Here is a 26,684-nt window from a genome sequence, read left to right as displayed (position 1 = left end):
TCGGGGAATCTCGAGATTCCGGGTTCGCGCTTTGCGCGCCCCGGAATGACGGGTTGGGTTACTTCTCGTTCGTAAAGATGATCGTGCCACTCGCGGCGAACATGCCGCCGACGCCGTGGCAGACCGAGATCTTCGCGTTCGGCACCTGCGCCGGCGCGATGCCGCGCATCTGCCGCACGCTCTCCTGCAGCGCGTACATGCCGTACATGCCGGAGTGCATGTAGCTCAGGCCACCGCCATTGGTGTTGAGCGGCAGCTTGCCGCCGGGGCGGGTGTTGCCGTCGGCGATGAACTTGCCGGTTTCCTCATGCGGCATGAAGCCGAGGTCGCCGAGGCCGTACAGCGGCAGATGCGCGAAGGCGTCGTAGATCATCAGATGATCGACGTCCTTGTGGGAGATGCCAGCCTCCTTGAACGCGAGCGGACCTGCCACCTTGAAGGCGCGCGATGAGTCGAACGTCTTCATCTGGCTGACCATCGGCGTTTCCACGCTCTCGCCGGTGCCGAGGATGTAGACCGGCTTTTGCGGGAAATCCTTGGCGCGGTCGGCCGAAGTGAGGATCAGCGCGCCGCCGCCGTCGGTGACGAGGCAGCATTGCAGCAGGCGGAACGGATAAGCGATCATCCGCGAGTTCAGCACGTCGGCGACCGTGATCGGATCCTTCATGGTCGCGCGCGGATTCTTGGCCGCCCATTCGCGCTGCACGACGGCGACCATTGCAAGCTGCTCATGCGTGATGCCGTGGGTCTTCATGAAGCGCAGCACCGGAATCGGGAACATGCTCGGCGGCCCGTAGACGCCGAACGGCGCCTCGAACTGGCCGTTGAGGCTGTCGGGCGCGGTGAAGCGCGGCTGCTTGCCGATCATCGACTTGCCGCTCTCGGCGTGCGTGATCAGCACGGTCTTGCAGAGGCCGGCCTCGATCGCGGCGGCGGCGTGGCGGACGTGCAGCATGAAGGAGCAGCCGCCGACCGAGGTGCCGTCGACCCAGGTCGGCGTGATGCCGAGATAGTGCGCCATCTGCTGCGGGGTCTCGACCGCGGTGGCGAAGCCGTCGATGTCCGACAGCTTCAGGCTGGCATCCGCGATCGCATTCAGCGCCGCGTCCGCGTGCAGCTGGATCTGCGACATGTTCGGGATGACGCCGAGTTCGGTGGTTTCAGCCGCACCGACGACGGCAACCTGGTTCCTGCGCATCGCGTTACCCCTTCGCCGGACGGAACAAGGGAAGGGTGATCTTGTCGTCGAGCGCCTCGAAGGCGACCTCGAGCGGCATGTCGAGCTCGAGCGCTTCCGGCGTTTGCGGACAATCGATGATGTTGCTCATCATGCGCGGGCCCTCGTCGAGCTCGACGACGGCGATCGCATAGGGCGGCGTGAAGCCGGGTGCGGCGGGACGATGGTTGATGACGTAGCTGTAGAGCTTACCCTTGCCGCTGGCCTTGAATACCGAGACCTTGCGCGAGGCGCAGGAGGGGCAGAACGGCCGCGGCGGAAAGTAGACATTGGCGCAGGCGTCGCAGCGCTGCAGGCGCAGCTCGCCGGCCTTGGTGCCGTCCCAGAAATGCTGGGTCTCAGGCGTCGGTTTTGGTTTCGCGCGCGCGGGCTCGGCCATGTCTATAGTCTCCTCCCGAAATCATTACAGTCTTGATGCGCCATCGGACCAAGTCCCGTCAACGGTCCATCCATGCGGCGCGCAGCGGCCTGTGTCCGGCGCATGCCGCATATTCCGCCCCTCGCACAATTGCTAAGGCCGCGATGCTTGTGTCGCTCCGGTCCGGCGCGTAGAAGGGCCGCGTCCAAGCTACATCCAAGATACCCGGGAGGATAATATCATGCTGAGGATCATCGGCGCGGCACTCGCTGCCAGCCTCGCATTTGCCACGCAGGCCAGCGTTACGCAGGCTGTGGCCGCCGACGCGCCGTCGGAGATCAAGATCGGCACGCTCTATGCGTCCTCGGGGCGCTATGCCTCGATCTCGATGCCGGTCTACAGCTCGCTGAAATTGTGGGTCGAGCAGAAGAACGCCGAGGGCGGCGTCTTCGTGAAAGCGTTCGACAAGAAGATCCCGATCAAGCTCGTCTCCTATGACGACCAGAGCAACACCGCGACCGCCGCGACGCTTTATAATCAGCTCGTCACCCAGGATAAGGTCGACCTGCTGGTCGCCGATTCCGGATCGGTGCTGACGGCGCCTGCGGTTGCGATCGCGCGCGATCACAAAATGTTCCTGTTCGACCAGACCGGCACCGGCGCGAGCTTCTTCTCCAAGGACAATCCCTACATCGCGCTGATGGCCGACCCGGTGTCGACGATCTGGCCGAAGCCGGTCGCTGACTTCATCAGCCACGACGGTCCCGGCCTCGGCATCAAGAAGGTCGCGATCCTCTACGCGACCAACGAGTTCACCGGCACTCAGGCCAATGCGTTCCGCAAGTTCGTCAAGGAGTCCGGTGCGCCGATCGAGATCGTCTACGACCAGGGCGTTCCGACCGAGACCACCAACTACAACGTCATCATCAACAACATCAGCAACGCCAATCCCGACGCGGTGATCCACTTTGGCTATGCGCCGAACGACATCGCCTTCCTGCGCAACGTCCAGGACGTCGGCACCAAGTTCAAGATGCTGTTCGCGATCTATGCCGGCCTCGAGACCGAGCTGCTGGAGAAGAACGTCGGCGCCAAGGGCCTCGAGCACATCTGGACCTACGTGCCGCCGTCCGAGCTGGATTATCCCGTCAATTTCGGGATGAACATGAAGGATTTCCGCGCCGCGTGGACCAAGAAGTACAACGACGGCAAGATGGAGTTCGGCTTCAACGCGGTGGCCGGCTACACCACCGCGCTGGTGATCGAGAAGACGCTGTCGGTTGCGACCAGCCTCGACCAGATGGAGCTGCGCCGTGCGGTGTTCTCGCTCAGCGGCCAGCTCAAGACGCTGGACGGCACCTTCGCGCTGGATGAGACCGGCGGCCAGATCGGCGAGTTGACGCCGCTCGGCCAGCTCACGGTCGACGAGCACGATCACATCAAGTTCGTCTCGATCTATCCGCACGAGACCGCCACCGGCAAGCCGATCTATCCGGCGCCGTGATGCAGGTTAAGTGCGGCAGCGTAACCTTCGGCGGCGAGCGGTAGCATGACCTATGCGCTCGTTGCCGGCGTGCTGTTCGGGCTGTATTTCAGCCTGGTCGGCATCGGTCTCAATCTCGTGTTCGGCGTCATGCGCATCGTCAATCTTGCGCATGGCGACATCCTGATGCTGGGCGCCTTCATCGCGCTTGGCGTGGTCGGCGTCGCCGGCATCGACCCGCTGTTCGCGGTGCCGCTGGCCTTCGTGGTGTTCGTGCTGGCGGGCGTGCTGCTTTACTGGGTGCTGGTGCCGCGGCTGCAGGGCTCGGCCAACCCGGAGATGCTGTCGATCATCCTGTTCTTCGGCCTGTCGCAGGTGATCGAAGCCGTCACCACGATTTTCGCCGGCACCAGCGAGCGCTCGATCCAGAGCCGGCTGCTCGGCACCGTGTTCACGACCATCAAGGTCAAGTGGTTCGGCGGCAAGGCCGGCGGGGCAGGGCCGATCCAGATCTTCGGCCAGGGCTTTCCCGCGCCCTGGGTGATCGCGGCCATCACCAGCCTGATCGCGATCGGGCTCGTCTACCTCTATCTCTACCATACGCGGCTCGGCACCCTGACCCGCGCGGTGATGTCGCGCCGCGACGAAGCCTTGGCAACCGGCATCGATGTCGACCGCATCTCGGCGGCGGCGTTCGGCATCGGTCTGGGCATCGCGGCGGTCGCCGGCGTGTTCGCGCCCTTCATGTTCGGCTCGGTGACCCCGGCGTTCGGCGCCGATGCGACCGTGACGTCGTTTGCCATCGTCGTGCTGGGCTCGCTCGGCAATCCGCTCGGTACCGCGCTCGGCGGTGTCGTCTATGGTCTCTGCTACATGCTGGTGCAGACCTATCTCAGTTCCTGGGCCGACCTGCTGCCCTTTGTGTTGTTGATCGTGATCCTGTTGTTGCGCCCGAGCGGTCTGCTCGGAAGGCGGGTGCGCGTTGCATAACGCCCCGAAACACCTGCTGTTCATCCTGGCGCCGCTGGTGGTGGTGTTCGCACTGCTGCCCGGCGTCTATCAAAACCATCTGCTGCTGTTCAACTTCGTGATCTTCCTGATCCTCGCGCAAGGCGTGAACATCATCTATGGCTTCACCGGTTATCTGCCGTTCGGCTATGTCGGCTTCTTCGGCGCCGGCGCCTATGGCTTTGCCATCATGGTGATGCATCTGCAGACGCCGGCGCCGCTCGCCGTGCTGGTCGGCGGCGGTGTCGCGGTCCTGCTCGGGCTGTTGCTGACGCCGCTGCTGCGGCTGTCGGGTGCGTATTTCGCGATCGCGAACCTCGCAGCGTCGCTCGCGGTGCTGCACTTCGTCGCCAACCCGGCGCTGGAGGGGATCACCAAGGGTCCCTACGGCGTCTCGCTCACCGGCACGTTCAACCCGACCCATGCGTATTATGCCGCGGTCGTGGTGATGGCGCTGACGGTCGGCGCGGTGGTGTATCTGAAGAACTCGCCGTTTGGCCTTGCGCTGCAGGCCGTGCGCGAAGATGCGGTGTCGGCCTCGATGGCCGGCGTCAACATCATCAAGATGCGGGTGATCGCCTGGCTCGCCTCGGCGCTTGTCGCCGGCCTCGCGGGCGGCATCTACGCCTGGTACGTTTCGGTGTTCTATCCGGACAACGTGTTCTCCGGCGAGTTCTCGATCTTCGCGATCGTGTTCGCGCTGTTCGGCGGCGTCGCCACCATCAGCGGACCGATCGTCGGCGTCCTGATCCTCTATGGCATCTACAATCTGATCGGCTTCACCACGCCGCAATATTTCCAGCTGATCTATGGTCTCCTGATCATGGGCCTCGTGCTGTTCCTGCCCGCAGGCCTGGTGTCGCTGGCAACCCGCAGGGGGTGGCATGTCCCCTGAGAAATCCCCCATCCTCGAGGTCTCGAAGCTGGTCAAGCGTTTCGGCGGCTTCCACGCGCTCGACGGCCTGAGCTTTCACGTCGTGCCGGGCGAGATCCTCGGCCTGGTCGGTCCGAACGGCTCCGGCAAGACCACGGCGATCAACGTAATATCCGGTCTCTATGCCCCCGACGGCGGCGAGGTCGTGTTCGACAATGTGTCGTCCGGCGGCGTCGCCTCGCACAAACTGGTTCACCGCGGCATCAACCGCACCTTCCAGGTGCCGAAGCCGTTCCTGTCGCTCACGGTGCGCGAGAACATCCAGGTGGCGCTGGCCTATGGCGGCGCGACCGGTGCGCCGTCGATTGCCGAATTGCTTGAAGAGTACCGGCTGAAGGAGGTCGCCGACCGTCCCGCCGCCGATCTCAACAGCGCGCAGCAGAAGATGCTCGATCTCACCCGCGCGCTCGCGACGCGGCCGCGGCTGCTGCTGCTCGACGAACTCGCGGCCGGCCTCAACCCGGCGGAGCTCGACTGGATCGCCGGCCGCATCAAGGCGCTGGCCGCGACCGGCATGGCGATCATCGTAGTCGAGCATCTGATGGGCTTCATCGAGCAGATCACCGACCGCGTCATCGTGCTCAACGCGGGCAAGGAAATCTTCGAGGGCACGCTTGCGACCGCGGTGCGCGAGCCGCAAGTGATCGAAGTGTTTTTGGGAGGCGAGCATGCCCACTGATGCAGCTTCGCTTCTCGACGCCAGGGGCGTCGATGCCGGCTACGGCACCATGCAGGTGTTGTGGGGCGTCGATCTCGACGTTCGCCCCGGCGAGACCGTGCTGCTGCTCGGCGCCAATGGCGCGGGCAAGACCACCTTCCTGAAATCGCTGGTCGGCCTGATCGAGGCCCGCAGCGGCCACATCAGGCTCGGCGGCGAGGACATCACGAAAATGCGATCTTCGGATCGCATGAAGCGCGGCATGACCTACATGTCGGAGCTTGCGGTATTTCCCGATCTGTCGATCGAGGAGAACATCCGGGTCGGCGCGCAGGCGCTGGGCCATGCCAATCCGGGCGCGCGGGTCGACGAGCTCTACAGCCTGTTTCCGGTGCTGCGCGACAAGCGCCGCGACCCGGCATCCAGCCTCTCCGGCGGCCAGCGCAAGATGCTCGGCATCGCCAAGGCGCTGTCGGCCGAGCCGAAACTACTCGTGATGGACGAGCCCTCGGCCGGGCTGTCGCCGCTGTTCGTCAAGGAGGTGCTGCGCGCCCTCTCGAGCCTGCAGGGCCGCGGACTGGCGCTCCTGATCGCCGAGCAGAATATCGGCTTCCTTGAGATTGCCACCCGCGTGTTCGTGCTTGAAGGCGGGCGCATCCGCTTCTCCGGCACGGTTGCCGAGATGAGCGGCAATGAAGAGCTGCACCGCGCCTATTTCGGGCTGAAGTGATAGTGATGCGAGACTGGGGGCCGGCGCACTGGAAATCGGCCCCGGTTCGCGCGACAATCAGCTGAAGCCATGAAGTGCCAGCCGTGAAGTGAAAGCCATGCCGAACAATCCGACACTCGCCTCCCTTGCCGCCGATCTCGCCAGCGGCGCGACCTCCGCCCGCAAGCTCGTCGAGCAATGCATCGCCCGGATCGCCGATCCGGGCGGCGAGGGCCAGCGCACCTTCATCCATGTCGACCGCGACGCGGCGCTGGAGGCCGCCGACGCCATGGACCGGCTGCGCAAGGCCAACGCCGCGCCGTCGCCGTTTGCCGGCATTCCGGTCTCGATCAAGGATCTGTTCGACATCAAGGGGCAGGTGACGCGTGCCGGCTCGCGGGCGCTGGAGGATTCCGCGCCGGCGGATGCCGATGCGCCGGTGGTGGCGCGGCTCAAGCGCGCCGGCTTCATCGTGATCGGCCGTACCAACATGACCGAGTTCGCCTATTCAGGCATCGGCATCAATCCGCATTACGGCACGCCGAAGAGCGCCTGGAACCGGAGCGTCGGCCACGTGCCCGGCGGCTCGTCCTCGGGCGCGGCGGTCTCGATCGCCGACGGCATGGCGTTCGGCGCGCTCGGCACCGACACCGGCGGCTCCTGCCGGATTCCGGCGGCCTTCAACGGCATCGTCGGCTACAAGCCGACGCAGCGCCGGATTCCGCTCGATGGCGGCGTGCCGCTGTCGTTCACACTCGATAGCTACGGTCCGCTCGCGAATTCGGTGGCCTGCTGTGCGGTGCTCGACGCGGTGCTGGCCGATGAGGCGGTGACGCCGATCGCGCCGCGTCCGGTCAAGGGCATGCGGCTCGCGGTGCCGACCACGGTCGCGCTCGATGATCTCGACGATGCCGTCGCAAAGACCTTCGAGCGCGCGCTGGCGTCGCTGTCGCGCGCCGGCGCCCTGATCGAGCGCATCGAGGTGCCTGAGTTTCTTGATGTCGGCGTGATGAACACCAAGGGCGGGTTCTCCGCGGCCGAGAGCTATGCCTGGCACCGCTTCCTGCTCGCCAGCAAGGGCGATATCTACGACCCGCGCGTCGCCGTCCGCATCCAGCGCGGCGAGGGTTTTCTGGCGGCCGACTATATCGACCTCATCAACGCGCGCCGCTCGTTCATTGCCCGCACCGAGGCGCGGATCGCGCCCTACGACGCGCTGGTGCTGCCGACCACCGCGAACCTGCCGCCGACCATTGCGAGCCTCGCCGACGACAAGGCGTTCGCCACCGAGAATTTGCGCGCGCTGCGCAATCCTTCGCTGATCAACGTGCTCGATGGCTGCGCCATCTCGCTGCCCGCGCATCGCGAGGGCGAGGCGCCGGTCGGCCTGATGCTCGCCGCCGCGGGCGGTTCGGATCGCCGCATCTTCGAGCTCGCGGCCGGAATGGAGACCGTCATCCGTGTTTGATCTCACCTTCAACGTGGACGACAAGGGCGTCGCGACGCCGCTCACGCTCGAAATCCGGCAGGCCGTAATCGCCGGCTGGACCGGGCGCGATCCGGTGGCCCGCGACAAGCACATCGCCGAGCTCGAAGCGCTCGGCATCGCGCGGCCGGCGACGACGCCGATCTATTACCGATGCTCGGCGCGCCGGATCACCTTCGCCGATGCCATCGAGGTCTGCGGCGAGGACTCCAGCGGCGAGGTCGAGTTCGTGCTGATCGGCTGGCAGGGCCGGGTCTTTGTCGGCTGCGGCTCGGACCACACCGATCGCAAGGTGGAGGCCTACAGCGTCACCGTGTCGAAGCAGATGTGCGACAAGCCGATGGCTTCCGAGCTCTGGGAGCTCGAGGACGTCATCGGCCACTGGGACCAGCTTGTTCTGCGTTCCTGGGCCGTGATCGGCGGCGAGCGCGTGCTCTACCAGGAAGGCACGCTCGATCACATGCTGCCGGTCAAGGACCTGATCGCTCGCGGCTTCGACCAGGGTGGATTGCCCGACGGCTGCGCGATGTTCGGCGGCACTTTTGCGGCCAAGGGCGGCATCCGTCCCGCCAGCCGCTTCGAGTTCGAGCTGGAAGACCCGGTGCTGAAGCGCAAGATCAGCCACGGCTACGACGTGATCACGCTGCCGGTGAGGGGCTGATTTCCTTCTGCGCGCGATCCTGTCGAGGATCGGCTGACACTTTCTCCACCTGTCGTCCCTGCGAAAGCAGGGACCCATAACCACAGGATGCTGTCGTTAGCACGCTGTGGCCCCAGCCCTCGCGAACAACTGACGACGGTGGCTATGGGTCCCTGCTTTCGCAGGGACGACAGCGTGATTGTGGCGGCGCTCCCGGCATAAATTGCACCGGAAATCGGGTGGCGCGGGCCGCGGTTATCGGCCAGATTCCGCCCCATGACAGCAACAGCCAAGACCCTCACCCGCCCCACCTCCGACATCCCAGCCCGCGTCGACGCGCTCGGCTGGAACCAGATCACGACCGACCTCGACGGGCAGGGCTGCGCCGTCCTGGACGGCCTGCTGACTCCCGAGGAATGCGACGCCATCGCCGCGCTCTATCCCGACGACGGCCGGTTCCGCAGCAAGGTCGTGATGGGCCGCCACGGCTTCGGCCGCGGCGAGTACAAATACTTCTCCTATCCGCTGCCGGATTTGATCGCGGAGCTGCGGCCGGCGTTGTATGCGCGGCTGACCGCGACCGCCAATCGCTGGAACCAGACGATGGGGATCGAGATCAGCTATCCCTCGTCGCACGCCGCATTCCTGAAGCGCTGCCATGACGCCGGGCAGACCCGGCCGACGCCGCTGCTGCTGCAGTATGGCGAGGGCGACTACAATTGCCTGCATCAGGATCTCTATGGCGAGCACGTGTTCCCGATCCAGGTCGCGATCCTGCTGTCGCAGCCGGGCCGCGATTTCACCGGCGGCGAATTCGTGCTGACCGAGCAGCGGCCGCGGATGCAGTCGCGGCCCGAGGTGGTGCCGCTGACCAAGGGCGATGCAGTGGCGTTTGCCGTGCATCATCGTCCGGTGCAGGGGACACGCGGACCCTATCGTGTCAATCTGCGCCACGGCGTCAGCCGGATTCGCACCGGCCACCGCCACACCGTTGGTGTGATCTTCCACGACGCGAAGTGAGTGCGAGAGAGGCGTGGCCGCTGATCTGTTCGAGACACTTGGCGATGTGCGGCCGCAGCGCGAGACGATCGCGGATGGTGCGGTGCTGCTGCGCGGCTTCGTCCGGCCGTTCGAGGCCGAGCTCATTCCGGCATTGCGCGTCATAGTCAAGCAGGCACCGTTCCGGCATCTGATCACGCCGGGCGGCCACCGGATGTCGGTCGCGATGACCAATTGCGGCAGCGTCGGCTGGGTCTCCGACCCCAGCGGCTATCGCTACGATCCGATCGATCCTGACTCGGGACAGAACTGGCCGGCGATGCCGGAGGTGCTGCGCGGGCTCGCGGCGGATGCTGCGGCCGCGGCCGGCTTCCACGGCTTCGCACCGGAGGCGTGCCTGATTAATCGCTATGTCCCCGGCGCAAAATTGTCGCTGCATCAGGACAAGGACGAGCTGGATTACGGCGCGCCGATCGTCTCGATCTCGCTCGGGCTGCCGGCGATCTTCCTGTTCGGCGGCCTGAAGCGCAGCGACACGCCGCGCCGCTATCGGCTCGAACATGGCGATGTTGCGGTGTGGGGCGGGCCGTCACGGCTATTTTATCACGGCGTGGCGCCGCTTGCCGATGGCGAGCACAGCGTGCTCGGCCGGCAGCGCATCAATCTGACCTTCCGCAAGGTGCGCTAGCTATTGCGCGGCGGCGGGGTGGCTGTGCAATTTCGGAATAATGGAAATATGCCACTGAGTTGCCCGACAGGTCAAGCGCTTTTTCCGAGTGCCGGCGGAACGCCTGCTGCTTTGCATGGGGTTGTTTTCGATATTTTGGCAGCTCGTACCTTTGCTTCGTCGCTTCAGTCAGGCTAAAGGCCTCCCGCAAATGGGAGAGCTGGTCTAGACTTCGCGCATGAGCACCAAGGCCGACCGCGCCGTCAATCGCACCGGCGTCTATCTCGCCGTGCTGCAGCTTGTCTTCACGCTGGGCTGGACCACTTACCTGATCTATCTGCCCAAGCTGTGCGCCGATGTCGGCATCGCGCCATCAACCGTCATCCTGATCCTGATGATGGACCAGGCGATCTTCACCATCACGGATACGGCGATGGGCATGGCCGCCGACAGGATCTCGATCCTGGTCGGCCGTCTCGGCGTGTTCGTCGGCGTCCTTGCCGCGATCTCATGCGCGGCCTTCGTCGCGCTGCCTTACGTCGCCGGCACCGGGCCGGGCGCCAAGGTCTGGCTGATCGTGTTGATCGTGATCTGGGCTGTCACATCGTCGGCACTGCGTGCGCCGCCATTGACGCTGCTCGGCAGGTATCGCGCGCAGCCCTCGGTCCCGTTCCTCACCGCGCTGGCGATGCTGGGCTACGGCATCGCGGGCGCGGTCTCGCCCTATCTCGGCGTCGTGCTGCGCGACCATGATGCGCGGCTGCCATTCGTGCTGTCGGGCGCCGTGCTGCTGCTGACCGCCCTGGCTCTCTCAGGGATCGAGCGCCGCGTCGCCGAGGAGGTGCAGCCCGAGCGGCTTGCGGCGCCGGCAAGGCGGCTCGGGGCGGTGCCGATGTTCCTGATCGCGTCGATGGTGCTGCTCTCGCTCGGCTACCAGCTGCACTTCAACATCAACAGCGCCCCGTTCTATCTGCGCTTCGCCAAGCCGAACGAGCTGCAATGGCTGATGCCGGTGTTCTGGATCGGCTTCAACATCGCGATGTTTCCGGCGAGCATCGTCGTCAAGCATCGCGGGGGGCTGATCGTGATGGGCGGCGCGGGGCTGCTCGGTGCCTTCGCCATCGTCGCCGCCGAGATCGCCGGCAGCCTCAACGTCCTGATTGTGGCGCAGTTCATGGCGGGCGCCGCCTGGGGCTGCATGCTGATGAGCGCGGTGTCGGCCGCGCTCGCGATCGGCGAGACCGGCGCCGAGGGGAAGGTCACCGGCCTCGTGTTCTCGGCGCTCGCGCTTGCGACCTTTGCGCGGATGGCGGCGGTAGCCGGCGGCCTGCAGAAGCTGCCGGACTATGCACCGCTGGTGCACTGGGCGCCGGTCGCTTGCTGGTCGGTCACCGGCGCCGGCCTGCTCGTGATCGCCGCGTCGCGGCTGCAACGCGGCGTCAAGAGCGCTTAGCTGTTCCGAGCCGGATGAATGAACGCCCAGGGCGAGACTTCCGAATCCGTCGGCACTTCCACCGAGATCACATAGGGCCCGCCATCGGCCAGCGCCTTCTCCAGCACCGGGCGGAAGTGATCGGGCGAGGTGACGCGCGCGGCGCCGACGCCGAACGACTCTGCGAGCTTGACGAAATCAGGATTGACCAGGTCGGAGGCGACGACGCGGCCGTCGAAGCGCTCGCGCTGATCGCGGCGCACATTGCCATAGGCGTTGTTGTTGAACACCAGCGTCACGACGCCGATGTTGAACTGCACCGCGGTCGCGAGCTCCTGCACGCCGAACATGAAGCCGCCGTCGCCGGTGATCGCGACCACCGGCTTGTTCGGGTTGGCGACCTTGGCGCCGAGCGCGGTCGGGAAGCCCGAGCCGAGCGTGCCCTGATAGCCCGAGGTGACGAAGGTGCGCGGCTCATAGATCGGAAAGCCGTACCAGGAAGCGAAGCCGACCTGCGACAGCTCGTCGGTGACGATGGCGTTGGCCGGCAGCACCTCGCGCAGGATCTTCAGATAAGCCATCTGCGGTTGGATGCGCTGGATCTCCTGCTCGGTCGCCGCGGTCGCCTCGCGGATCGCGGCGCGGCGGCCTGAGGTCTTGCTGTAGCCGGCCTTGCGCACCGCTGCGACAAGGTCGGCGGTGCCGGCCTTGGCGTCGGCGATCACGCCGGTATCGGCCGGCCAGCGGCGCAGCTCGACCGGATCGATATCGATGCGCACGCATTTCAGCCCGGCCGGCTGATAGGGCCAGCGCGACATGGTCGGCAGCTCCATGCGGGTGCCGATGCCGATCATCAGATCGGTCTTCGGCCAGAGCTTGTAGGCGGATGCCATGGTGAGTCCGAGCTCGTGCGCGTTGGAGACGATGCCGCGGCCACTGCGGAATGCGACGACAGGCGCGTCGATCATCTCGGCCAGCTCGAGGATTTCCTCGCGCGCCTCGATGGCGCCGCTGCCGACGAAGATCATCGGCGCCTTGCTGCCGGCGATCAGATCGGCGGCCGCCTTGATACGGTCTGGATCAGGCCGCGGCGCCGGCAACGGGTCGAACGGCTTCACGGAAGCGACCTGGGTGCGCTGGGTGAATACGTCCCACGGCATCTCAAGCGAGGCGGGGCCGCGGCGGCCCGACAGCATCTCCTGGAACGCGCGCGACACCATCGCGGGCGCGTTGTCGGGGTATTCGATCCGCTCCGCCCATTTCACGAAGGTGCGCAGCGTCGCGAGCTGGTCCGGCATCTCGTGCAGATGACCACGGCCCTTGCCGAGAAATTGCGTCGGCACCTGGCCGGTCAGGCACAGCACCGGCTCGTTGCAGCCGAACGCGGTCAGCAGCGCGGCCGAGGCGTTGAGCACACCCGGGCCGGGCACCACGCTGAACACGCCGGGTCTGCCGCTGGAGCGGGCGTAGCCGAACGCCATGTAGCCGCAGGCCTGCTCGTGGCGAGCGCCGATCACCTTGAGCTGCGCCTGGTGGAACGCATCGAACAGGCCATAGATCTGCGCGCCGGGCAAGCCGAACACGGTGTCGACACCGTGCGCGACGAGGCCGTTGACGATCGCTTCGCCGCCGGATGTTGAAGTCATGGCACTGTCCACTTCGCTTGCGAGGTTAGATGGTTTCGTCGACGACGCCGTTGCGCAGAATGCCGACGCCTTCGGCTTCGACCTCGACGACATCGCCGGGCTTCAGGTAGCGCGGCGGATCGAACCGCGCACCTGCCCCGGTCGGCGTGCCCGTGACGATGATGTCGCCGGGAACCAGCGTCGTGAAGGTTGAGATGTAGTTGATGAGGTAGCGGAAGCCGAAGATCAAGCGCGAGGTGCGGTCGTCCTGTCTGACCTCGCCATTGACCCGCGTGGTCAGCCGGATATCGGCGATCTGCGCTTCGCTGGTGTAGGGCACGATCCACGGGCCGAGACTGCCGGTGGAATCGAAGTTCTTGCCCTGGGTGACGTTGAACTTGGCGTGGCGCACCCAGTCGCGGATGGTGCCTTCATTACAGAGCGTGATCGCGGCGATGTGATCGAGCGCGGCGCTCTCTGCGATGTGCCGGCCGGCCTTGCCGATCACCAGCACCAGCTCACCCTCATAGTCGAGCTGCGGCGAGATGCGCGGCCGCACCACCGGCGTGTTGTGGCCAACGAAGGAGCGCGGCACCCGCAGGAACATGCTCGGGTACTTCGGCGCGTCCGAGCCGTCCTTGTACTCGGCATTGCGGTCCGGATAGTTGACGCCGATGCAGATGATCTTGTCCGGCGCCGGGATCGGCGGTTGCCAGGTGACCGCGTCGAGCGCGTGGTCGGGCGATCGCTTGGCGGCATCCTCCACGAGCCTGCTCAGTGCGCCGGCGGCGATCGCCTCGCGCAAGGTTGGATAGTCCCTGGCAAAGCGCGACGAGAGGTCGACGATGCCGCCGTCGGTGACGGTGCCATATTGCGTGACGCCGTTGACGGAATAGGTGGCGAGGCGAGGGGCAGTCATCGGCAATCCAATCGTTGATGTCGTCCCGGCGAAGCGAAGCGCGAGCCGGGACCAATGACCAAAGGCTTCACATTATGGCACGCGGGGTGACGATCTTCGCAACAACGCGGGCCGGTGGTTATGAGTCCCTGCTTTCGCAGGGACGACAGGTGAACAGTGTCTCGTATCAGTCCGCGACCAGCACGTCGGCGACGAAGCGCGGCTCGCGCACCGCTTGCCCAGCGAAAGTCGAGCCCTCCTCGAACCAGGAGCGCGGCGCCGGGGCGCCCCACAGCGTCTGACGGCGCGGATCGCGCAGCGACCAGCGTAGCGGCTCGTGGTCGTGATCCCCGGTGAAATAATCGCTGGTGTAGAGCTCGATGCGATGGCCGTCAGGATCGCGGATGTAGAGGAAGAAGGCGTTGGAGATGCCGTGCCGGCCCGGGCCGCGCTCAATGTTCTTGAGATAGCCGGAGGAGGCCATCACGTCGCAGAGATGCACGATGTTCATCGCGGTCGGCACCCAATAGGCGATGTGGTGCAGGCGGGGACCCTTGCCGTTGGTAATGGCGAAGTCGTGGACGTTGCCCTTGCGATGCATCCAGGCGGCGGCGATGCGGCCGTTGTCGCCGTCCTCCTCGGCATATTCGGTGAGGCGGAAGCCGAGCCGGGCGTAGAAATCGACGGTGTCCTGCACTTCGGCGGCGAACACGTTGAAATGGTCGAGCCGCTGCGGATGGCAGCCCTTGTAGAGATCGTAGCGCCGCAAGAGATGCGGGCGTTTCTCCATCGTGGCGTAGAGCTCGATCTGGAAGCCGAACGGATCGGTGAATTGCAACGTGCGGCCCTGGAACGGCTGCTCGACGAAGGCGTAGGTGATGCCGTTCTCGGAGCAGAAGGCGGCGGCCTTGTCGAGGTCGCCGTCATTGCCGACCTTGAAGCCGAGCCGGTTGCAGGCGGCCTTCGCCGCCTTGCGCAGCACCACCGAGTGATGCTGGTGCTCCTCGCTGGCGCGCAGATACACCGACTTGTCGTCGCGGTCCTCGATGTGGAGGCCGACCGTCTTCTCGTAGAAGATCGCGCTCTTGTCGAGGTCCGTGACGTCGAGCACGGCATGGCTGCAGCGGATGATGTTGAACGGCGGATCGAAAACGTGCGTCGGAACGGGCATCGGTGTTTCCTCAATCTTTGTTCGTCATTCCGGGGTGGTCCGAAGGACCAGACTCCAGGTGCGCAATTGCGCACCGGGCAATCCCGAGGTTCCGGGGTCGATGCTGCGCATCGCCCCGGAACGACGGCTTCAAATTCCCAGTTTCTGAATCTTATGCGTCCCGCGCGCGAGCGAGACGTGCTTGGTTTCCATGTAGAAGTCGAACGAGTAGTCGCCGCCGTCGCGGCCGATGCCTGACGACTTCATGCCGCCGAACGGGGTCGGCAGATGGCGGACATTTTCCGAGTTGAGCCAGATCATGCCGGCTTCCAGTGCATCGGCGACGCGCAGCGCGCGGCCCATCTCGCCGGTCCAGACATACCCGGTCAGGCCGTATTGCACGCCGTTGGCGATCTCGATCGCGTCAGCCTCGTCCTTGAACGGGATCACGGTCAGGAACGGGCCGAACACCTCTTCCTGCGCGACGCGCATGTTCGCGTTGGCGCCGGTGACCAGCGTCGGCTGCACATAATGGCCGCCGCCGGGACCGTCATGCGGCTTGCCGCCGACCGCGATCGTCGCGCCGTCCTTTTTGGCGACGTCGAAATAGCTGCAGACCTTGGCGAGGTGCCGCTCATGGATCAGTGGCCCGATCTCGGTCGCGGGATCGAGCGGGTGCCCGACCTTCAACGCTTTCACGCGCGCGGTGAGCTTCTCGACGAATTGGTCGGCGACGCCCTGTTGAACCAGCAGCCGGCTCGACGAGGTACAGCGTTCGCCGTTGAGCGAGTAGATCATGAACACGACGGCATCGAGCGCGCGGTCGAGATCGGCGTCATCGAACACGATCACCGGGTTCTTGCCGCCGAGCTCGAAATGCACCCGCTTCAGGGTCGGTGCGCCCTGCGCCATGATCGCGGAGCCCGTCGAACTCTCGCCGACGAAGCCGATCGCCTTGATGGCGGGGTGTTCGGTCAGCGCCTTACCGGCCTCCTCACCGAAGCCATGCACGGTGTTCAGCACGCCGTCGGGAAGCCCGGCCTGCTTGGCGAGTTTGACCAGCATATCGGCCGTCACCGGCGACCATTCGGCGGGCTTGTGCACCACCGTGCAGCCGGCCGCGAGCGCCGGCGCGATCTTCCAGGTCGAGAGCATGAACGGCGTGTTCCACGGCGTGATCACGCCGACCGGGCCGATCGGCACGCGGGTCGAGATGTTCCAGTGTTCGTCCGAGGGCGTGTTGAGGCCGTCGCGCGCCTCGCCGCATTTGTCGGCGAAGAAGCGGAAGTTCTCCGCGGCGCGGATGGCGGCCTTGGCCATGAAGCGATGCGCCTGGCCGGTGTCGATGCATTCGAGCACGGCAATGTCGTCGGCGCGCTCCTCGATCGCATCGGCGACGCGATGCAGCAGCTTACGCCGCTGCCCCGCCGGCATGTCGCGCCAGGCCTTGAAGGCCTTGGCCGCGGCGGTTGCGGCGCGATCGATATCCTCGGCATTGCCGCGTGCGACCGTCGCCAGCACCGTGCCGTCAACAGGCGATTTGGTCTCGAAGGTCTGGCCGGATGCCGCCGGCACCACCTTGCCGTCGATCACATTGCCGATGCCTTCGGCCTTCAGCTTCGCCAGCAGAGGACCGGCACGATCGCGGTTGGCCTGGAACACGTCGGCTGACGATTTCGCTGTCGCTTTATCCATTGACCGTCTCCACCTTCAGTGCGTCGTGGATGTTGTTGCGTTTCCAGCTGGTTTCCTTGTCGTTGATCTGCATGTCGAACGACAGAGCGAACTTGCTGTTGGCGAATATCGGATCGAGATGAGCCGACAGCGCCTTGAAGATGTGCTCGCCAGCCTTCTTGCGGGTGGCGAGGTCGCGGCCCTCGCCGAGACGGAGCACCATGTCGAGGAAGCCGTAAGCCTTGCGGCCGTCGGCGATCGCGTAATGCTCGCATCTGACGGCGCGAACACGGATGCCGCCGAGCGGGAAGATGCCGGTCTCGACCGCGGCCTTGCGAACCAGTTCGACCGTCGCGCCCATGTCGACGAGACCGTCGAGATTGGCGGAGTATTCAATTGTGAAATGCGGCATGCAGCGCTCCTGCTGAGTGCGTCAGGCGAAGTAGCAGCTCACGGAACCATAAGGTCCGTAGTCAGCCTGGATGGTATCGCCCTTGCGGGTCTCGATCGGGCGGATGAAGGAGCCCGCCAGCACCACCTGGCCGACCTCCAGCGCCAGCCCGTTCGGGGCGATCTTGTTGGCGAGCCACGCCACCGCGGTCGCCGGATGATTCAACACGCCGGCGGCGAGACCGGTTTCCTCGAGCTGGCCGTTGCGGAAGCAGAGCGCGCCGATCCAGCGCAAATCAGCATCCAGCGGGCGGATCGGCCGGCCGCCGAGCACGATGCCGGCATTGGCGGCGTTGTCGGCGATGGTGTCGAAGATCTTGCGCGTCGCCTTGGTCTCGGGATCGACGCGCTCGACCCTGGTGTCCAGGATCTCCAGCGCCGGCACCACGAAGTCGGTGGCGTTGAGCACGTCGAACAGCGTGCAGTTCGGCCCCGCAAGGCGATGCTTCATCACGAAGGCGAGCTCGGCTTCGACGCGGGTTGCGATGAAGCGGTCGGTCGGCACGAGGCCGCCATCGGCGAAGAACATGTCGTCGAGCAGGATGCCGGAGTCAGGCTCGTCGATATTGAGCGCGCTCTGCATCGCCTTCGAGGTCAGGCCGATCTTGTGGCCCTTGACGACGCGCCCTTGCGCCACCTTCATCTCGACCCAGGCCTTCTGAATCGCGTAGGCGTCTTCGAGGGTGATGCGGGGGTATTCCAGCGACAGCTGGCGGATTTGCTTGCGGGTCTTTTCCGCATTGTCGAGCCGCTCGGCGGCAGCGCGGATATCGTCCTTGGAGAGGGCCATGCGTGCTACACAAAAATGGATGTCGGGAGATGATTAACATGTTAAGTTCTTTCCCGCAAACTGAATCAAGGCATGCTGCAACGCAAAAGTTTTTGGCGGTGGATTGAGCGATGGCGCGCAAGAAACTGGACGAGATCCGGCCGGAACAGGGCGACGACGCGGCGGCGCGGCGCACTCCGATGCGTGAATTCTCGCGCTCGTTGCCGATGTCGCTGCTCCGTGCGCGCGAAGCGGTGATGCGGCAATTCCGTCCGTCGCTGCGCAATCACGGGCTGACCGAGCAGCAGTGGCGGATCCTGCGTGCGCTCACCGCGGTCGACGAGATCGAGGTCACCGAGCTCGCCCGCGTGGCGTTTCTGCTTGGACCGAGCCTGTCGCGCATCCTGCGCGATCTCGAGGGGCGAGCGTTGATCGAGCGCAAGGCGGCGGAGAACGACGCGCGGCGGGCGGTGGTCTCGATCTCTGCCAAGGGATTGAAGCTGATCGAGGCGGTGGCGCCGACGTCGGAGGTGATCTACGCCGCGATCACGAGGCGCTATGGCGCGCGCAAGCTTGCGGAGCTGCAGGAGATGCTGGGCGCACTGGAGGCGAGTCTGGCCGGGATGGGGGCGGAGGATGCCGAAGTGGAGGCTGACGAGTAGCGTCAGGCCATATAAGGCACGCGCGAGATCACGTTGATGGCGCGGAATTCGGCGATCCAGCCCGCAACCTTCGAGTGGGACCACTCGATATGGCGGCGCAGGATCTCGGCCGCCGCGTCGCCGTCGCCCGCGCGCAAGGCTTCGATGATCACCAGATGCTCGTCCATGAAGGAATCGATCTGCGGCGCGGTCAGCGCCACCTGAATATGCTTGCCGATCACGAAGGCGCAGTGGGTGCGCTTGAGCGCTTCGACCATCTCGCGATTGGCGCCGTAGCCCAGGCAGCGGATATGGAGGTCGCCTTCGATCTCGTCGAGCTCGCCGACGCCGACGCGGTCGCGGAATTGAATCCCCTCGCGCAGCCGCTCCGCCATCCGGTCAAGCAGTGCGGTGGGAATCTTCGCCGTCGCGGATTTGAGCAGGAGTGGTTCGAGCGTTGCACGGACCTCGAAGATGTCGCGCAGGCGATCCTCATCCAGCGGCACCACGTACCAATGCGCCTTGGCGCCTTTCTCCAGGATTCCGATCGCCTGCGCGCGGAGCAGCAGATTGCGCGCAACCGTACGTCCGACCCGGAAATGCCGCGCCAACGCAAGTTCGCTGACGCGGACGCGTCCGAACAGCGACCGGTAGATGATCTCGCGTTCGAGCTTGTAATAAAGCGCGTCCCAGGCGTCGCTGCGCACCGCATCGACGGGCCCGTCGGTCAGCCCGAACATTTCCGGTGTGATCGGGACGCGCCGTGGTTCGACCTTGCGCTTGCCGGCGATAACGCCGCGGCCGTCGAACCGGCGCACCAGCCCGACGTGCTCCAGCTGTTCGAAGGCCTGCCGCACCGGGGAGCGGCTGGAGCCGAACAACGTCGCGATCGCCGATTCGGAGAGCACCGTGCCTGGAGGCACGTCACCGGCCCGGATGTGCTTTGCCAATGCGCTCTTGATCAGCGCATAGGCCGGTTGTTTCCGTCTGGTCTGCGATTTCGCTCTTGGAATCGACATCGATGGCTGCCCGCCGGTCACATTATCACGTGATCGCGTCATGGCTGCTCCTAGCAGGCATTTACGCACCGTTACCAGCGAACTTTTGGCTATTGCGTGCAATGTGCAATCATGTTTAGCTACGGCAAACGCCAGATTGATGGCCGCTGTTGCGCGTCTTGTGCCCTGCAGCGGCGCTCACGTTTGTTCGTCGCGCCGCTTGGTGGCTGCGGATAGGGCAACAGATCGACGCGTCAGCTCGTCGCAACGCAGCCGACATCAAGTTCGGCGGATGACAGGGAGGATTGAATGAAACTGACGAGGCGTGAGTTTTCCGCCGGCTTGGCGGCAGGTCTCGCTGCTCCTGCGCTGATGCGCAGCGCCTGGGCGCAAGGGGCGACCATCAAGATCGGCATGTGCGTGCCGGTGACCGGGCCGGCGGCCGAGCAGGGGCTGTGGGCCCAGAACGGCGCCAAGCTGGCGCTCGCCGCGGTCAACAAGGCCGGCGGCGTGCTCGGCAAGCAGGTCGAGCTCGTGATCGAGGACGATCAGACCACCAATCCGGGCATCGTGCTGGCGTTCTCCAAGCTTGCCGCGCAATCCGACATCGTTGCCTTCCTCGGCTCGATCCGCTCGACCCAGGTGCAGGCGATGGCGCCCGACGTGATCAAGGTCGGCAAGCCCGTGATGATCGGCGGCACCAACCCCGATCTGACCCATTCCGGCAATCCCTGGCTGTTCCGCTTCCGCCCGAACGACAATTATTCCGGCCGCGTGATCGCCGATTTCGGCGTCAACACGCTCGGCAAGAAGAAGTGGGCGATCGTGCATTCCACCGACGCCTTCGGCACCGCGGGCGGCAAGGCGCTCTCCGAGGCGCTGACCAAGCTCGGCGCGCCGCCGGTGCTTGACCAGGGCTACGCCAACCAGAGCCAGGACTTCACCCCGGTCGTGCTCGCCGTGAAGCAGTCGGGCGCCGACGTGCTCGGCACCTACTTCACCTTCGAGAATGATCTCGGCATCTTTGCCCGGCAGCTCCGCCAGCTCGGCGTCAACATCCCCTGGGTCGGTTCGCCCTCGGTGGTGGCGGTCTCCTCGACCAAGCTCGCCGGTCCCGCGCTGTTCGGCACCTACGGGGTCGCCGACTTCGCCGAAGATTCGAGCGACGCGGCGAAGACGTTCGGCAAGGCTTATCGCGATGCCTACAAGACCGCGCCCGACAACCAGAGCGCCTGGCCGTATGATGCGATCACCATTCTGTCGGCGGCGATCAACAAGGCGGGCTCGACCGACCCGAACAAGATCCGCGACGCCATTCTGGCGACGCAGAAATTCGCCGGCGCCGAAGGCGAGTACAATTTCGACAAGAACGGCGATGGTCTGCACGGCTACAATGTCGTGAAGAACGACAAGGGCAAGATCGTCTACGACAAGCACATCGACTTCAACGATTGATCGCGGCTCGGCCTCGCCGTTCGACGCGGCGAGGCTGGCCTTCTGCGCACACTGTTCTGATCGAGCGCTGTCATGGATCTGGTTCTACAATTGCTGTTCACCGGCATCGGCATCGGCGCGGTCTACGCGCTGGTCGCGCTCGGTTTCGTGCTGATCTTCCGCGCCACCAATGTGGTGAACTTCGCGCAAGGCGAATTCTCGATGGTGGCCGCCTATCTGATGGTGGTCTGCGTCGAGCTCGGCCTGCCTTATTGGCTGTCCTTCGTGATTGCGCTGGCCGGCATGGCGCTGCTCGGCGTCATCTTCAATCTCGGCGTCTACTATCCGCTGCGTCACCGCACCTATCTGCCCGTGATCATCGCCACCATCGGCGCCTCGATCCTGCTGTCGAACTCGGTGCTCGCGATCTACGGTCCGCAGCCGCAGGTGCTGCAGGGCTGGTTCGATACGCCCGGCATCCAGCTCGGCCCGGTCTATCTCGACAGCCAGTATCTGTTGATCATCGGCGTCACGATCCTCTTGGTGCTGTTCAATTTCTGGTTCTTCGAGAAGACGCTGCTCGGCAAGAAGCTGCAGGCGACCTCGCAGGACAAGGAGATGGCCTCGCTGCTCGGCATTTCCGTCTCGACCATGATCATGATCACCTTCATCTATTCGGCCGTGCTCGGCGGCCTCGCCGGCATCCTGGTGGCGCCCGTGCTGTTCGTCTCGATCCAGATGGGCTCGACCATCGCGCTGAAGGCGTTCGCCGCGACCATCATCGGCGGCTTCGGCGATGTCGCCGGCGCGATCGTCGGCGGCCTCGCGCTCGGCGTCATCGAAACCTTCGGCGCCGCCTATATCTCGGTGCCGTACAAGGACGGCTTTGCCTTCCTGGTGCTGATCGCCTTCCTGGTATTCCGGCCGCAGGGCATCTTCGGCGAACGTGTCGCGGAGAAAGCATGAGCGCCAGCGACAACATGATTCCGGCGCCGGCCGTGCGCTCGAAACCGCTGATCATCCGTCATCTGCCGTATTTCATCGGCGCTGCGGTGCTGGTGGCGCTCGCCGCCGGCATGCAGTTCGACGGCTACATCCTCAACATCCTGTTGCAGGCCACGACCTTCTCGATCGCGGTGTTCGGGCTCTCGGTCGTGCTCGGCCTGTGCGGCCAGATCAACCTGGCGCAGGCCGCGTTCTTCGGCTTCGGCGCCTATGCCGTCGGCCTCGGGACCGCCGACCTGCATCTGAACTTCTGGCTCTGCCTGGTTGGCGCCTGCGCGATCACGTTGGTTGCCGGCGCATTCCTCGGCATGTCGACGCTGCGGCTCGGCGGGCATTACCTTGCCATGGTGACGATCTCGTTCCAGCAGATCGTGACGCTGGTCATGATCAACGCGGTCGGCGTCACCCATGGACCGGACGGCGTCGCCAACATTCGCCGGCCCGAGCTGTTCCAGTCCTCGCAGAGCTATCTGGCGTTCTGCGTCGCGATGCTTGCGATCGTTGGCTATCTCGTCTGGCATCTGCCTGACACCAAGCTCGGTCGTGCCATGCGCGCGGTGCGCGACAATGAGCTCGCGGCCGGCGTTAACGGCATCGACGTGTTCCGCACCAAGGTCTACGCCTTTGCGGTGTGCGCGGTGCTCGGCGGCCTCGCGGGCGGCCTGTTCGCCGGCGGCTTCGCCTATGTCAGCCCGGACCAGTTCTCGTTTGCGGAATCGATCCAGTTCCTGACCATGTCGCTGCTCGGCGGCGTGGCCTCGCCGATCGGCTCGGTGATCGGCACCGGGCTGTTGATCCTGATCCCGGAATGGCTGCGCTTCCTCAAGAGCGTGCCCGGGCTTTACCTCGCGATCTACGGCTTGTCGGTGATCCTGATTATCCGCTTCATGCCTGACGGCATCTGGGGCTTCGTGTCCGACGCGTTCACGCGCTGGCGTGCGCACACCAAGGCGCCGCCTGTCGCCGGAGCGCTCCAGCTCAGGCCCGCGACCACGGGCGGCGACATCGTGCTCGAAGTCACCGGGCTTTCGAAGCATTTCGGCGGCCTCAAGGCGGTCGATGGCGTCGACATCGCGGTGAAGCGCGGCAGCGTGCACGCTCTGATCGGCCCCAACGGCTCCGGCAAGACCACGACGCTGAACGTGCTGTCCGGTCTCTACAAGGCCACATCAGGCAAGATCGTGCTCGACGGCACCGACATCACCAACATGGCGCCGCATCAGCGCACCGCCGCGGGCCTCGGACGCACCTTCCAGAACATCCGCCTGTTCCGCTCGATGACGGCGCTGGAGAACGTCGAGATCGGCGCCGAGCGTCCCGGCAATACCATGATCGGGAAGGGCGACGACGCGCTGACCGAGCGGGCGATGGAGGCGCTGACCTTCGTCGGCCTCGGCAGCCGCGCCAACGAATTGATCTCGAGCTTCTCCTACGGCCATCAGCGCCTGATCGAGATCGCGCGGGCGCTGGCGTCGAACCCGACCTTGCTGCTGCTCGACGAGCCGGCCGCCGGCCTCAATTCGACCGAGAAGCTCGAGCTGCATGAATTGCTAAAGCGCATTGCAGCGCAGGGCCTCACCATCCTGATCATCGATCACGACATGACGCTGGTCTCCGAAGCCGCCCAGCACATCACGGTGCTGAACTTCGGACGCCGCATTGCGGACGGCGAGTCCATGGCGGTGCTGCGCCATCCCGACGTCGTCTCCGCCTATCTCGGGAGCGAATGATGCCGCTGCTCGAAATCCGCAATCTCGTGGTCCGCTACGGCGAGATCGAAGCGCTGCGCGGCGTCACCATCGCCGTGGAGCAGGGGCAGGTGGTCACGCTGCTCGGTGCCAACGGCGCCGGCAAGTCGACCACGCTGCGCGCGATCTCAGGCCTCGCCAAACCCGCCTCCGGCGACATCCTGTTCGACGGTCAATCGATCGCCGGCCTCGGCCCGGAAGCGATCGTCCGGCTCGGCATCTCTCATGTACCCGAGGGGCGCCGCGTGTTCCCGGGCCTCACCGTGAAAGAGAACATCATGCTCGGTGCGTCGAACCGGAAGGTGTCGGCGTCGCAGATTTCGCGCGAGGCCGATGCGATGTTCGATCTGTTTCCGGATATTCGTGCGTTCTCCAATGCGCTCGGCTGGACGCTGTCCGGCGGGCAGCTGCAGATGGTCGCGGTCGCGCGCGGCCTGATGGCCAAGCCGCGGCTGCTGCTGCTCGACGAGCCGTCGCTCGGTCTCGCACCCGTGATCGTGCAGGCGGTGTTCCGCATCATTTCGCAGATCAGGAAGGACACCACGGTCTTGCTCGTCGAGCAAAATGCGCGCATGGGACTCTCGGTTGCCGATCACGGTTTTGTTCTGGAAACCGGGCGGATCGTGCTCGGCGGCAAGCCTGACGAATTGTGGGGCAATGAAGCCATCGCGGCGGCCTATCTCGGCGGCCACGCCAAGACCCACGGCTGACAACCTCCCGTGCTTTACTTAGCGAGCTAGTCTTTCATGGTCACCATCAAGGTCGATAATCTCATCAACTTCGTGTCCGAGGTGTTCTCGCATTCGGAGTCCTCTCCGGAAGAGGCGAAGCGCATCGCGACCTATCTGACGACGGCGAACCTCACCGGCCACGACAGCCATGGCGTGATCCGCGTGCCGGTTTATGTCAGGTGGAAGAAGATGGGTTCGATCGTGCCGAACCAGACCCCCGAGGTGGTGGTCGACACGCCGTCGCTCGCGGTGGTCGACGGCAAGTTCGGCTATGGCCAGACCGTCACGCCGGTCGCGGTCAAGCTCGGTATCGAGAAGTGCAAGAAGGCGGGGCTTGCCGCGGTTGCGCTGCGCAACTCCGGCCATCTCGGCCGCGTCGGCGACTGGGCCGAAATGGCCGCCGCCGAAGGCCTTGTTTCAATTCATTTCGTTACCGCGGCAGGCTCGCTGTTGGTCGCGCCTTATGGCGGCGTCGAGAAGCGGCTGTCCACCGCGCCGTATTGCGTCGGCATTCCGCGCCAGGGCCAGGACCCGATCGTGCTCGATTTCGCGACCTCGGTCGTTGCCGAGGGCAAGTGCCTGGTGGCTAGCCGTGGCGGCAAGAAGCTGCCGATCGGCGCACTGGTCGATGCCGACGGAACGCTGAGCGAGGATCCGCAGGTGCTGTATGGTCCGTACACGCCCGACGGGCCGCGCGACCATACCAAGGGAACCGGCGCGATCCGCGCCTTCGGCGATCACAAGGGCTCGGGCCTTGCCTTCATCTGCGAGCTGCTCGGTGGCGCGCTGACCGGCACCGGTGCGACATCGTCGGACCGTCGCTTCGCCAACGGCATGATGGCGTTCTACATCGATCCCAAGGTGATCGACACCAGCAATTTCTTCGACGGCGAGATCACCCGCTACACCGATTTTATCCGCGCCACCAAGCCGATCGCGGGCACGGATTCCGTGCTGGTTCCGGGCGATCCAGAGCGCAAGACCCGTGCCGATCGCACCAAGAACGGCATCCCCTTGCCTGACGACACCTGGGCGGCGATAGTGAATACCGCGCGCGAAGTCGGCGTCAGCGAAGTCTCGATCCAGCGGGCGACCAGCTGAGGTCAGCCCCCCAAAAGCACAAAAGGAAACGCGATCAATGGCAAACAAGGTCAAGCAAGTCTGGGCATCGGGCAAGGCGGTGGTGAACGCGTGGCTCGCGATCCCCTCCGGGTTTTCGGCCGAAGTGATCGCGCAATGCGGCTTCGACAGCGTCACCGTCGACATGCAGCATGGCGTGCAGGATTATCTTTCGATGGTGCAATGCTTCCAGTCGATGCATGCGCATCCGGTGACGCCGATGGTCCGCGTGCCCTGGAATGAGCCGGGCATCATCGGCAAGGTGCTGGACGGCGGCGCCTATGGCGTGATCTGCCCGATGGTCAACACGCCGCAGGAAGCCAAGAACCTCGTCTCCTATGCGAAGTATCCGCCGAAGGGCGTGCGCTCCAACGGCCCGATCCGCGCCGGCATGTACGGCTCGGCCGGCACCTATCAGCAGACCGCCAACGACGAGATCGTGCTGCTGCCGATGATGGAGACCAAGACCGCGGTCGAGAACATGGAAGCCATCCTCGATGTCGAAGGCATCGACGGCGTTTATATCGGCCCGTCCGATCTCGGCTTCTCCTATGGCCTGGTGCCGAAGCTCGATCGCGACGAGCCGGAGATCCTCAAGATCTACGAGAAGATCATCAAGGAGTGCGGCAAGCGCGGTCTCAACCCCGGCATCCACTGCTCCGGCGCCGAGGGCGCGGTGCGCGCGATCAACATGGGCTTCAAGCTCGTGACGCTGTCGAACGAGGTCGGCCTGATGCAGACCTACGCCAAGATGCAGGTCAATGCGACCCGCGAGAAGTCCGGCGGCAAGGCGTAACTGGATCCTCTCCCTCACCCCGTTCTTTGCGGGGA

Annotated in this window: 26 protein-coding genes; 17 read left to right on the top strand and 9 right to left on the bottom strand. The window is 65.1% G+C overall.

Features of this window, described 5'->3' with window-relative positions; translation table 11 throughout:
• Window positions 1-58: 58 nt before the first annotated feature.
• Together FBZ93_RS05845 and FBZ93_RS05840 are read right to left on the bottom strand one after the other, a co-directional pair.
• Window positions 59-1,198, bottom strand: a complete 1,140-nt coding sequence (locus tag FBZ93_RS05845) for a thiolase C-terminal domain-containing protein (protein WP_146984996.1) — start codon at window positions 1,196-1,198, stop codon at window positions 59-61.
• A gap of 4 nt (window positions 1,199-1,202) precedes the next feature.
• Complete coding sequence (locus FBZ93_RS05840) at window positions 1,203-1,616, bottom strand: Zn-ribbon domain-containing OB-fold protein (RefSeq protein ID WP_050420086.1); 414 nt, start codon at window positions 1,614-1,616, stop codon at window positions 1,203-1,205.
• 220 nt (window positions 1,617-1,836) lie between these two features.
• On the opposite strand from FBZ93_RS05840, the gene FBZ93_RS05835 reads away from it, so the two are divergent.
• From FBZ93_RS05835 to FBZ93_RS05790, 10 genes are all read left to right on the top strand, one after another.
• Window positions 1,837-3,099 carry an amino acid ABC transporter substrate-binding protein gene (locus FBZ93_RS05835; RefSeq protein ID WP_146984995.1) on the top strand — a complete coding sequence of 421 codons (1,263 nt, stop codon included), beginning with the start codon at window positions 1,837-1,839 and terminating at the stop codon, window positions 3,097-3,099.
• A 45-nt stretch (window positions 3,100-3,144) separates the two neighbouring features.
• Window positions 3,145-4,068: a branched-chain amino acid ABC transporter permease gene (locus FBZ93_RS05830; protein WP_146984994.1), complete on the top strand. Its 924-nt coding sequence runs from the start codon at window positions 3,145-3,147 to the stop codon at window positions 4,066-4,068.
• The gene (locus tag FBZ93_RS05825) at window positions 4,061-4,981 is read left to right on the top strand and encodes a branched-chain amino acid ABC transporter permease (protein WP_146984993.1); all 921 of its coding nucleotides are present in this window, start codon (window positions 4,061-4,063) and stop codon (window positions 4,979-4,981) included. The genes FBZ93_RS05830 and FBZ93_RS05825 overlap by 8 nt, the downstream gene beginning before the upstream one ends.
• On the top strand, window positions 4,971-5,699 hold the full coding sequence (locus FBZ93_RS05820; RefSeq protein WP_146984992.1) for an ABC transporter ATP-binding protein: 729 nt from the start codon (window positions 4,971-4,973) through the stop codon (window positions 5,697-5,699). Before FBZ93_RS05825 ends, FBZ93_RS05820 begins: the two co-directional genes overlap by 11 nt.
• Window positions 5,689-6,408, top strand: a complete 720-nt coding sequence (locus FBZ93_RS05815) for an ABC transporter ATP-binding protein (protein ID WP_146984991.1) — start codon at window positions 5,689-5,691, stop codon at window positions 6,406-6,408. Before FBZ93_RS05820 ends, FBZ93_RS05815 begins: the two co-directional genes overlap by 11 nt.
• 97 nt (window positions 6,409-6,505) lie before the next feature.
• A complete protein-coding gene (locus tag FBZ93_RS05810; RefSeq protein ID WP_146984990.1) occupies window positions 6,506-7,855 on the top strand; it encodes an amidase in 1,350 nt (449 codons plus the stop codon).
• On the top strand, window positions 7,848-8,534 hold the full coding sequence (locus FBZ93_RS05805; RefSeq protein ID WP_146984989.1) for a DUF2848 domain-containing protein: 687 nt from the start codon (window positions 7,848-7,850) through the stop codon (window positions 8,532-8,534). Before FBZ93_RS05810 ends, FBZ93_RS05805 begins: the two co-directional genes overlap by 8 nt.
• 255 nt (window positions 8,535-8,789) lie before the next feature.
• On the top strand, window positions 8,790-9,533 hold the full coding sequence (locus FBZ93_RS05800; RefSeq protein ID WP_146984988.1) for a 2OG-Fe(II) oxygenase: 744 nt from the start codon (window positions 8,790-8,792) through the stop codon (window positions 9,531-9,533).
• 13 nt (window positions 9,534-9,546) lie between these two features.
• Complete coding sequence (gene alkB / locus FBZ93_RS05795; RefSeq protein ID WP_146984987.1) at window positions 9,547-10,200, top strand: DNA oxidative demethylase AlkB; 654 nt, start codon at window positions 9,547-9,549, stop codon at window positions 10,198-10,200.
• Window positions 10,201-10,417: 217 nt separating this feature from the next.
• Window positions 10,418-11,632 carry an MFS transporter gene (locus tag FBZ93_RS05790; RefSeq protein ID WP_146984986.1) on the top strand — a complete coding sequence of 405 codons (1,215 nt, stop codon included), beginning with the start codon at window positions 10,418-10,420 and terminating at the stop codon, window positions 11,630-11,632.
• Here the strand turns inward: FBZ93_RS05790 and FBZ93_RS05785 are convergent.
• The 6 genes from FBZ93_RS05785 to hpaH all read right to left on the bottom strand — a co-directional run bounded on the left by FBZ93_RS05785 (window position 11,629) and on the right by hpaH (window position 18,198).
• The gene (locus FBZ93_RS05785; RefSeq protein ID WP_146984985.1) at window positions 11,629-13,257 is read right to left on the bottom strand and encodes a thiamine pyrophosphate-dependent enzyme; all 1,629 of its coding nucleotides are present in this window, start codon (window positions 13,255-13,257) and stop codon (window positions 11,629-11,631) included. The two genes, FBZ93_RS05790 and FBZ93_RS05785, sit on opposite strands and share 4 nt — an antisense overlap.
• A 25-nt stretch (window positions 13,258-13,282) precedes the next feature.
• Window positions 13,283-14,155 (bottom strand): fumarylacetoacetate hydrolase family protein, encoded by an 873-nt coding sequence (locus tag FBZ93_RS05780; protein WP_146984984.1) that lies wholly within the window; start codon window positions 14,153-14,155, stop codon window positions 13,283-13,285.
• A gap of 166 nt (window positions 14,156-14,321) precedes the next feature.
• Window positions 14,322-15,305 carry a 3,4-dihydroxyphenylacetate 2,3-dioxygenase gene (gene hpaD / locus FBZ93_RS05775; protein WP_146984983.1) on the bottom strand — a complete coding sequence of 328 codons (984 nt, stop codon included), beginning with the start codon at window positions 15,303-15,305 and terminating at the stop codon, window positions 14,322-14,324.
• A 129-nt stretch (window positions 15,306-15,434) separates the two neighbouring features.
• Window positions 15,435-16,979, bottom strand: coding sequence for a 5-carboxymethyl-2-hydroxymuconate semialdehyde dehydrogenase (hpaE, locus tag FBZ93_RS05765; RefSeq protein WP_146984982.1), 1,545 nt, complete (start codon window positions 16,977-16,979; stop codon window positions 15,435-15,437).
• The gene (locus FBZ93_RS05760) at window positions 16,972-17,370 is read right to left on the bottom strand and encodes a 5-carboxymethyl-2-hydroxymuconate Delta-isomerase (protein ID WP_146984981.1); all 399 of its coding nucleotides are present in this window, start codon (window positions 17,368-17,370) and stop codon (window positions 16,972-16,974) included. Before FBZ93_RS05760 ends, hpaE begins: the two co-directional genes overlap by 8 nt.
• 21 nt (window positions 17,371-17,391) lie before the next feature.
• Window positions 17,392-18,198, bottom strand: a complete 807-nt coding sequence (hpaH, locus tag FBZ93_RS05755) for a 2-oxo-hept-4-ene-1,7-dioate hydratase (protein WP_146984980.1) — start codon at window positions 18,196-18,198, stop codon at window positions 17,392-17,394.
• 110 nt (window positions 18,199-18,308) lie between these two features.
• Here hpaH and hpaR point away from each other — a divergent pair, with 110 nt between their 5' ends.
• Entirely contained in the window at window positions 18,309-18,839 is a 531-nt protein-coding gene (gene hpaR, locus FBZ93_RS05750) for a homoprotocatechuate degradation operon regulator HpaR (protein ID WP_146984979.1), read from the top strand.
• Window positions 18,840-18,841: 2 nt separating this feature from the next.
• On the opposite strand, the gene FBZ93_RS05745 is transcribed toward hpaR, so the two are convergent.
• Window positions 18,842-19,879: a GntR family transcriptional regulator gene (locus tag FBZ93_RS05745; protein WP_246667377.1), complete on the bottom strand. Its 1,038-nt coding sequence runs from the start codon at window positions 19,877-19,879 to the stop codon at window positions 18,842-18,844.
• Window positions 19,880-20,125: 246 nt separating this feature from the next.
• Between FBZ93_RS05745 and FBZ93_RS05740 the strand changes: the two genes are divergently transcribed.
• From FBZ93_RS05740 to FBZ93_RS05715, 6 genes are all read left to right on the top strand, one after another.
• On the top strand, window positions 20,126-21,271 hold the full coding sequence (locus FBZ93_RS05740) for an ABC transporter substrate-binding protein (RefSeq protein WP_146984978.1): 1,146 nt from the start codon (window positions 20,126-20,128) through the stop codon (window positions 21,269-21,271).
• A 72-nt stretch (window positions 21,272-21,343) separates the two neighbouring features.
• The gene (locus FBZ93_RS05735) at window positions 21,344-22,216 is read left to right on the top strand and encodes a branched-chain amino acid ABC transporter permease (protein WP_050406735.1); all 873 of its coding nucleotides are present in this window, start codon (window positions 21,344-21,346) and stop codon (window positions 22,214-22,216) included.
• Complete coding sequence (locus FBZ93_RS05730) at window positions 22,213-23,985, top strand: branched-chain amino acid ABC transporter ATP-binding protein/permease (protein ID WP_146984977.1); 1,773 nt, start codon at window positions 22,213-22,215, stop codon at window positions 23,983-23,985. Before FBZ93_RS05735 ends, FBZ93_RS05730 begins: the two co-directional genes overlap by 4 nt.
• A complete protein-coding gene (locus tag FBZ93_RS05725; RefSeq protein WP_146984976.1) occupies window positions 23,985-24,713 on the top strand; it encodes an ABC transporter ATP-binding protein in 729 nt (242 codons plus the stop codon). Before FBZ93_RS05730 ends, FBZ93_RS05725 begins: the two co-directional genes overlap by 1 nt.
• 36 nt (window positions 24,714-24,749) lie before the next feature.
• Window positions 24,750-25,835, top strand: coding sequence for a malate/lactate/ureidoglycolate dehydrogenase (locus tag FBZ93_RS05720; RefSeq protein WP_146984975.1), 1,086 nt, complete (start codon window positions 24,750-24,752; stop codon window positions 25,833-25,835).
• A gap of 37 nt (window positions 25,836-25,872) precedes the next feature.
• Complete coding sequence (locus FBZ93_RS05715; protein ID WP_029082154.1) at window positions 25,873-26,649, top strand: HpcH/HpaI aldolase family protein; 777 nt, start codon at window positions 25,873-25,875, stop codon at window positions 26,647-26,649.
• The last annotated feature ends 35 nt before the right edge of the window (window positions 26,650-26,684 follow it).

It is taken from the genome of Bradyrhizobium macuxiense, from assembly GCF_007993935.1.
Taxonomy (GTDB): Bacteria; Pseudomonadota; Alphaproteobacteria; order Rhizobiales; family Xanthobacteraceae; genus Bradyrhizobium; species Bradyrhizobium macuxiense_A.
Note: the sequence above shows the minus strand (reverse complement) of the source record. Positions and strands in the feature narration are given on the sequence as shown.

What these genes read in the sequence shown, in the direction of transcription:
- FBZ93_RS05735 (WP_050406735.1), top strand. Translation starts at nt 21,344, where the DNA reads ATGGATCTGGTTCTACAATTGCTGTTCACCGGCATCGGCATCGGCGCG.
- FBZ93_RS05810 (WP_146984990.1), top strand. Translation starts at nt 6,506, where the DNA reads ATGCCGAACAATCCGACACTCGCCTCCCTTGCCGCCGATCTCGCCAGC.
- FBZ93_RS05830 (WP_146984994.1), top strand. Translation starts at nt 3,145, where the DNA reads ATGACCTATGCGCTCGTTGCCGGCGTGCTGTTCGGGCTGTATTTCAGC.
- FBZ93_RS05815 (WP_146984991.1), top strand. Translation starts at nt 5,689, where the DNA reads ATGCCCACTGATGCAGCTTCGCTTCTCGACGCCAGGGGCGTCGATGCC.
- FBZ93_RS05720 (WP_146984975.1), top strand. Translation starts at nt 24,750, where the DNA reads ATGGTCACCATCAAGGTCGATAATCTCATCAACTTCGTGTCCGAGGTG.
- FBZ93_RS05840 (WP_050420086.1), bottom strand. Translation starts at nt 1,616, where the DNA reads ATGGCCGAGCCCGCGCGCGCGAAACCAAAACCGACGCCTGAGACCCAG.
- FBZ93_RS05845 (WP_146984996.1), bottom strand. Translation starts at nt 1,198, where the DNA reads ATGCGCAGGAACCAGGTTGCCGTCGTCGGTGCGGCTGAAACCACCGAA.
- FBZ93_RS05820 (WP_146984992.1), top strand. Translation starts at nt 4,971, where the DNA reads ATGTCCCCTGAGAAATCCCCCATCCTCGAGGTCTCGAAGCTGGTCAAG.
- hpaR (WP_146984979.1), top strand. Translation starts at nt 18,309, where the DNA reads ATGGCGCGCAAGAAACTGGACGAGATCCGGCCGGAACAGGGCGACGAC.
- FBZ93_RS05745 (WP_246667377.1), bottom strand. Translation starts at nt 19,879, where the DNA reads ATGACGCGATCACGTGATAATGTGACCGGCGGGCAGCCATCGATGTCG.
- FBZ93_RS05725 (WP_146984976.1), top strand. Translation starts at nt 23,985, where the DNA reads ATGCCGCTGCTCGAAATCCGCAATCTCGTGGTCCGCTACGGCGAGATC.
- FBZ93_RS05730 (WP_146984977.1), top strand. Translation starts at nt 22,213, where the DNA reads ATGAGCGCCAGCGACAACATGATTCCGGCGCCGGCCGTGCGCTCGAAA.
- FBZ93_RS05785 (WP_146984985.1), bottom strand. Translation starts at nt 13,257, where the DNA reads ATGACTTCAACATCCGGCGGCGAAGCGATCGTCAACGGCCTCGTCGCG.
- hpaH (WP_146984980.1), bottom strand. Translation starts at nt 18,198, where the DNA reads ATGGCCCTCTCCAAGGACGATATCCGCGCTGCCGCCGAGCGGCTCGAC.
- FBZ93_RS05715 (WP_029082154.1), top strand. Translation starts at nt 25,873, where the DNA reads ATGGCAAACAAGGTCAAGCAAGTCTGGGCATCGGGCAAGGCGGTGGTG.
- FBZ93_RS05760 (WP_146984981.1), bottom strand. Translation starts at nt 17,370, where the DNA reads ATGCCGCATTTCACAATTGAATACTCCGCCAATCTCGACGGTCTCGTC.
- FBZ93_RS05780 (WP_146984984.1), bottom strand. Translation starts at nt 14,155, where the DNA reads ATGACTGCCCCTCGCCTCGCCACCTATTCCGTCAACGGCGTCACGCAA.
- hpaD (WP_146984983.1), bottom strand. Translation starts at nt 15,305, where the DNA reads ATGCCCGTTCCGACGCACGTTTTCGATCCGCCGTTCAACATCATCCGC.
- FBZ93_RS05800 (WP_146984988.1), top strand. Translation starts at nt 8,790, where the DNA reads ATGACAGCAACAGCCAAGACCCTCACCCGCCCCACCTCCGACATCCCA.
- FBZ93_RS05790 (WP_146984986.1), top strand. Translation starts at nt 10,418, where the DNA reads ATGAGCACCAAGGCCGACCGCGCCGTCAATCGCACCGGCGTCTATCTC.
- FBZ93_RS05835 (WP_146984995.1), top strand. Translation starts at nt 1,837, where the DNA reads ATGCTGAGGATCATCGGCGCGGCACTCGCTGCCAGCCTCGCATTTGCC.
- FBZ93_RS05740 (WP_146984978.1), top strand. Translation starts at nt 20,126, where the DNA reads ATGAAACTGACGAGGCGTGAGTTTTCCGCCGGCTTGGCGGCAGGTCTC.
- hpaE (WP_146984982.1), bottom strand. Translation starts at nt 16,979, where the DNA reads ATGGATAAAGCGACAGCGAAATCGTCAGCCGACGTGTTCCAGGCCAAC.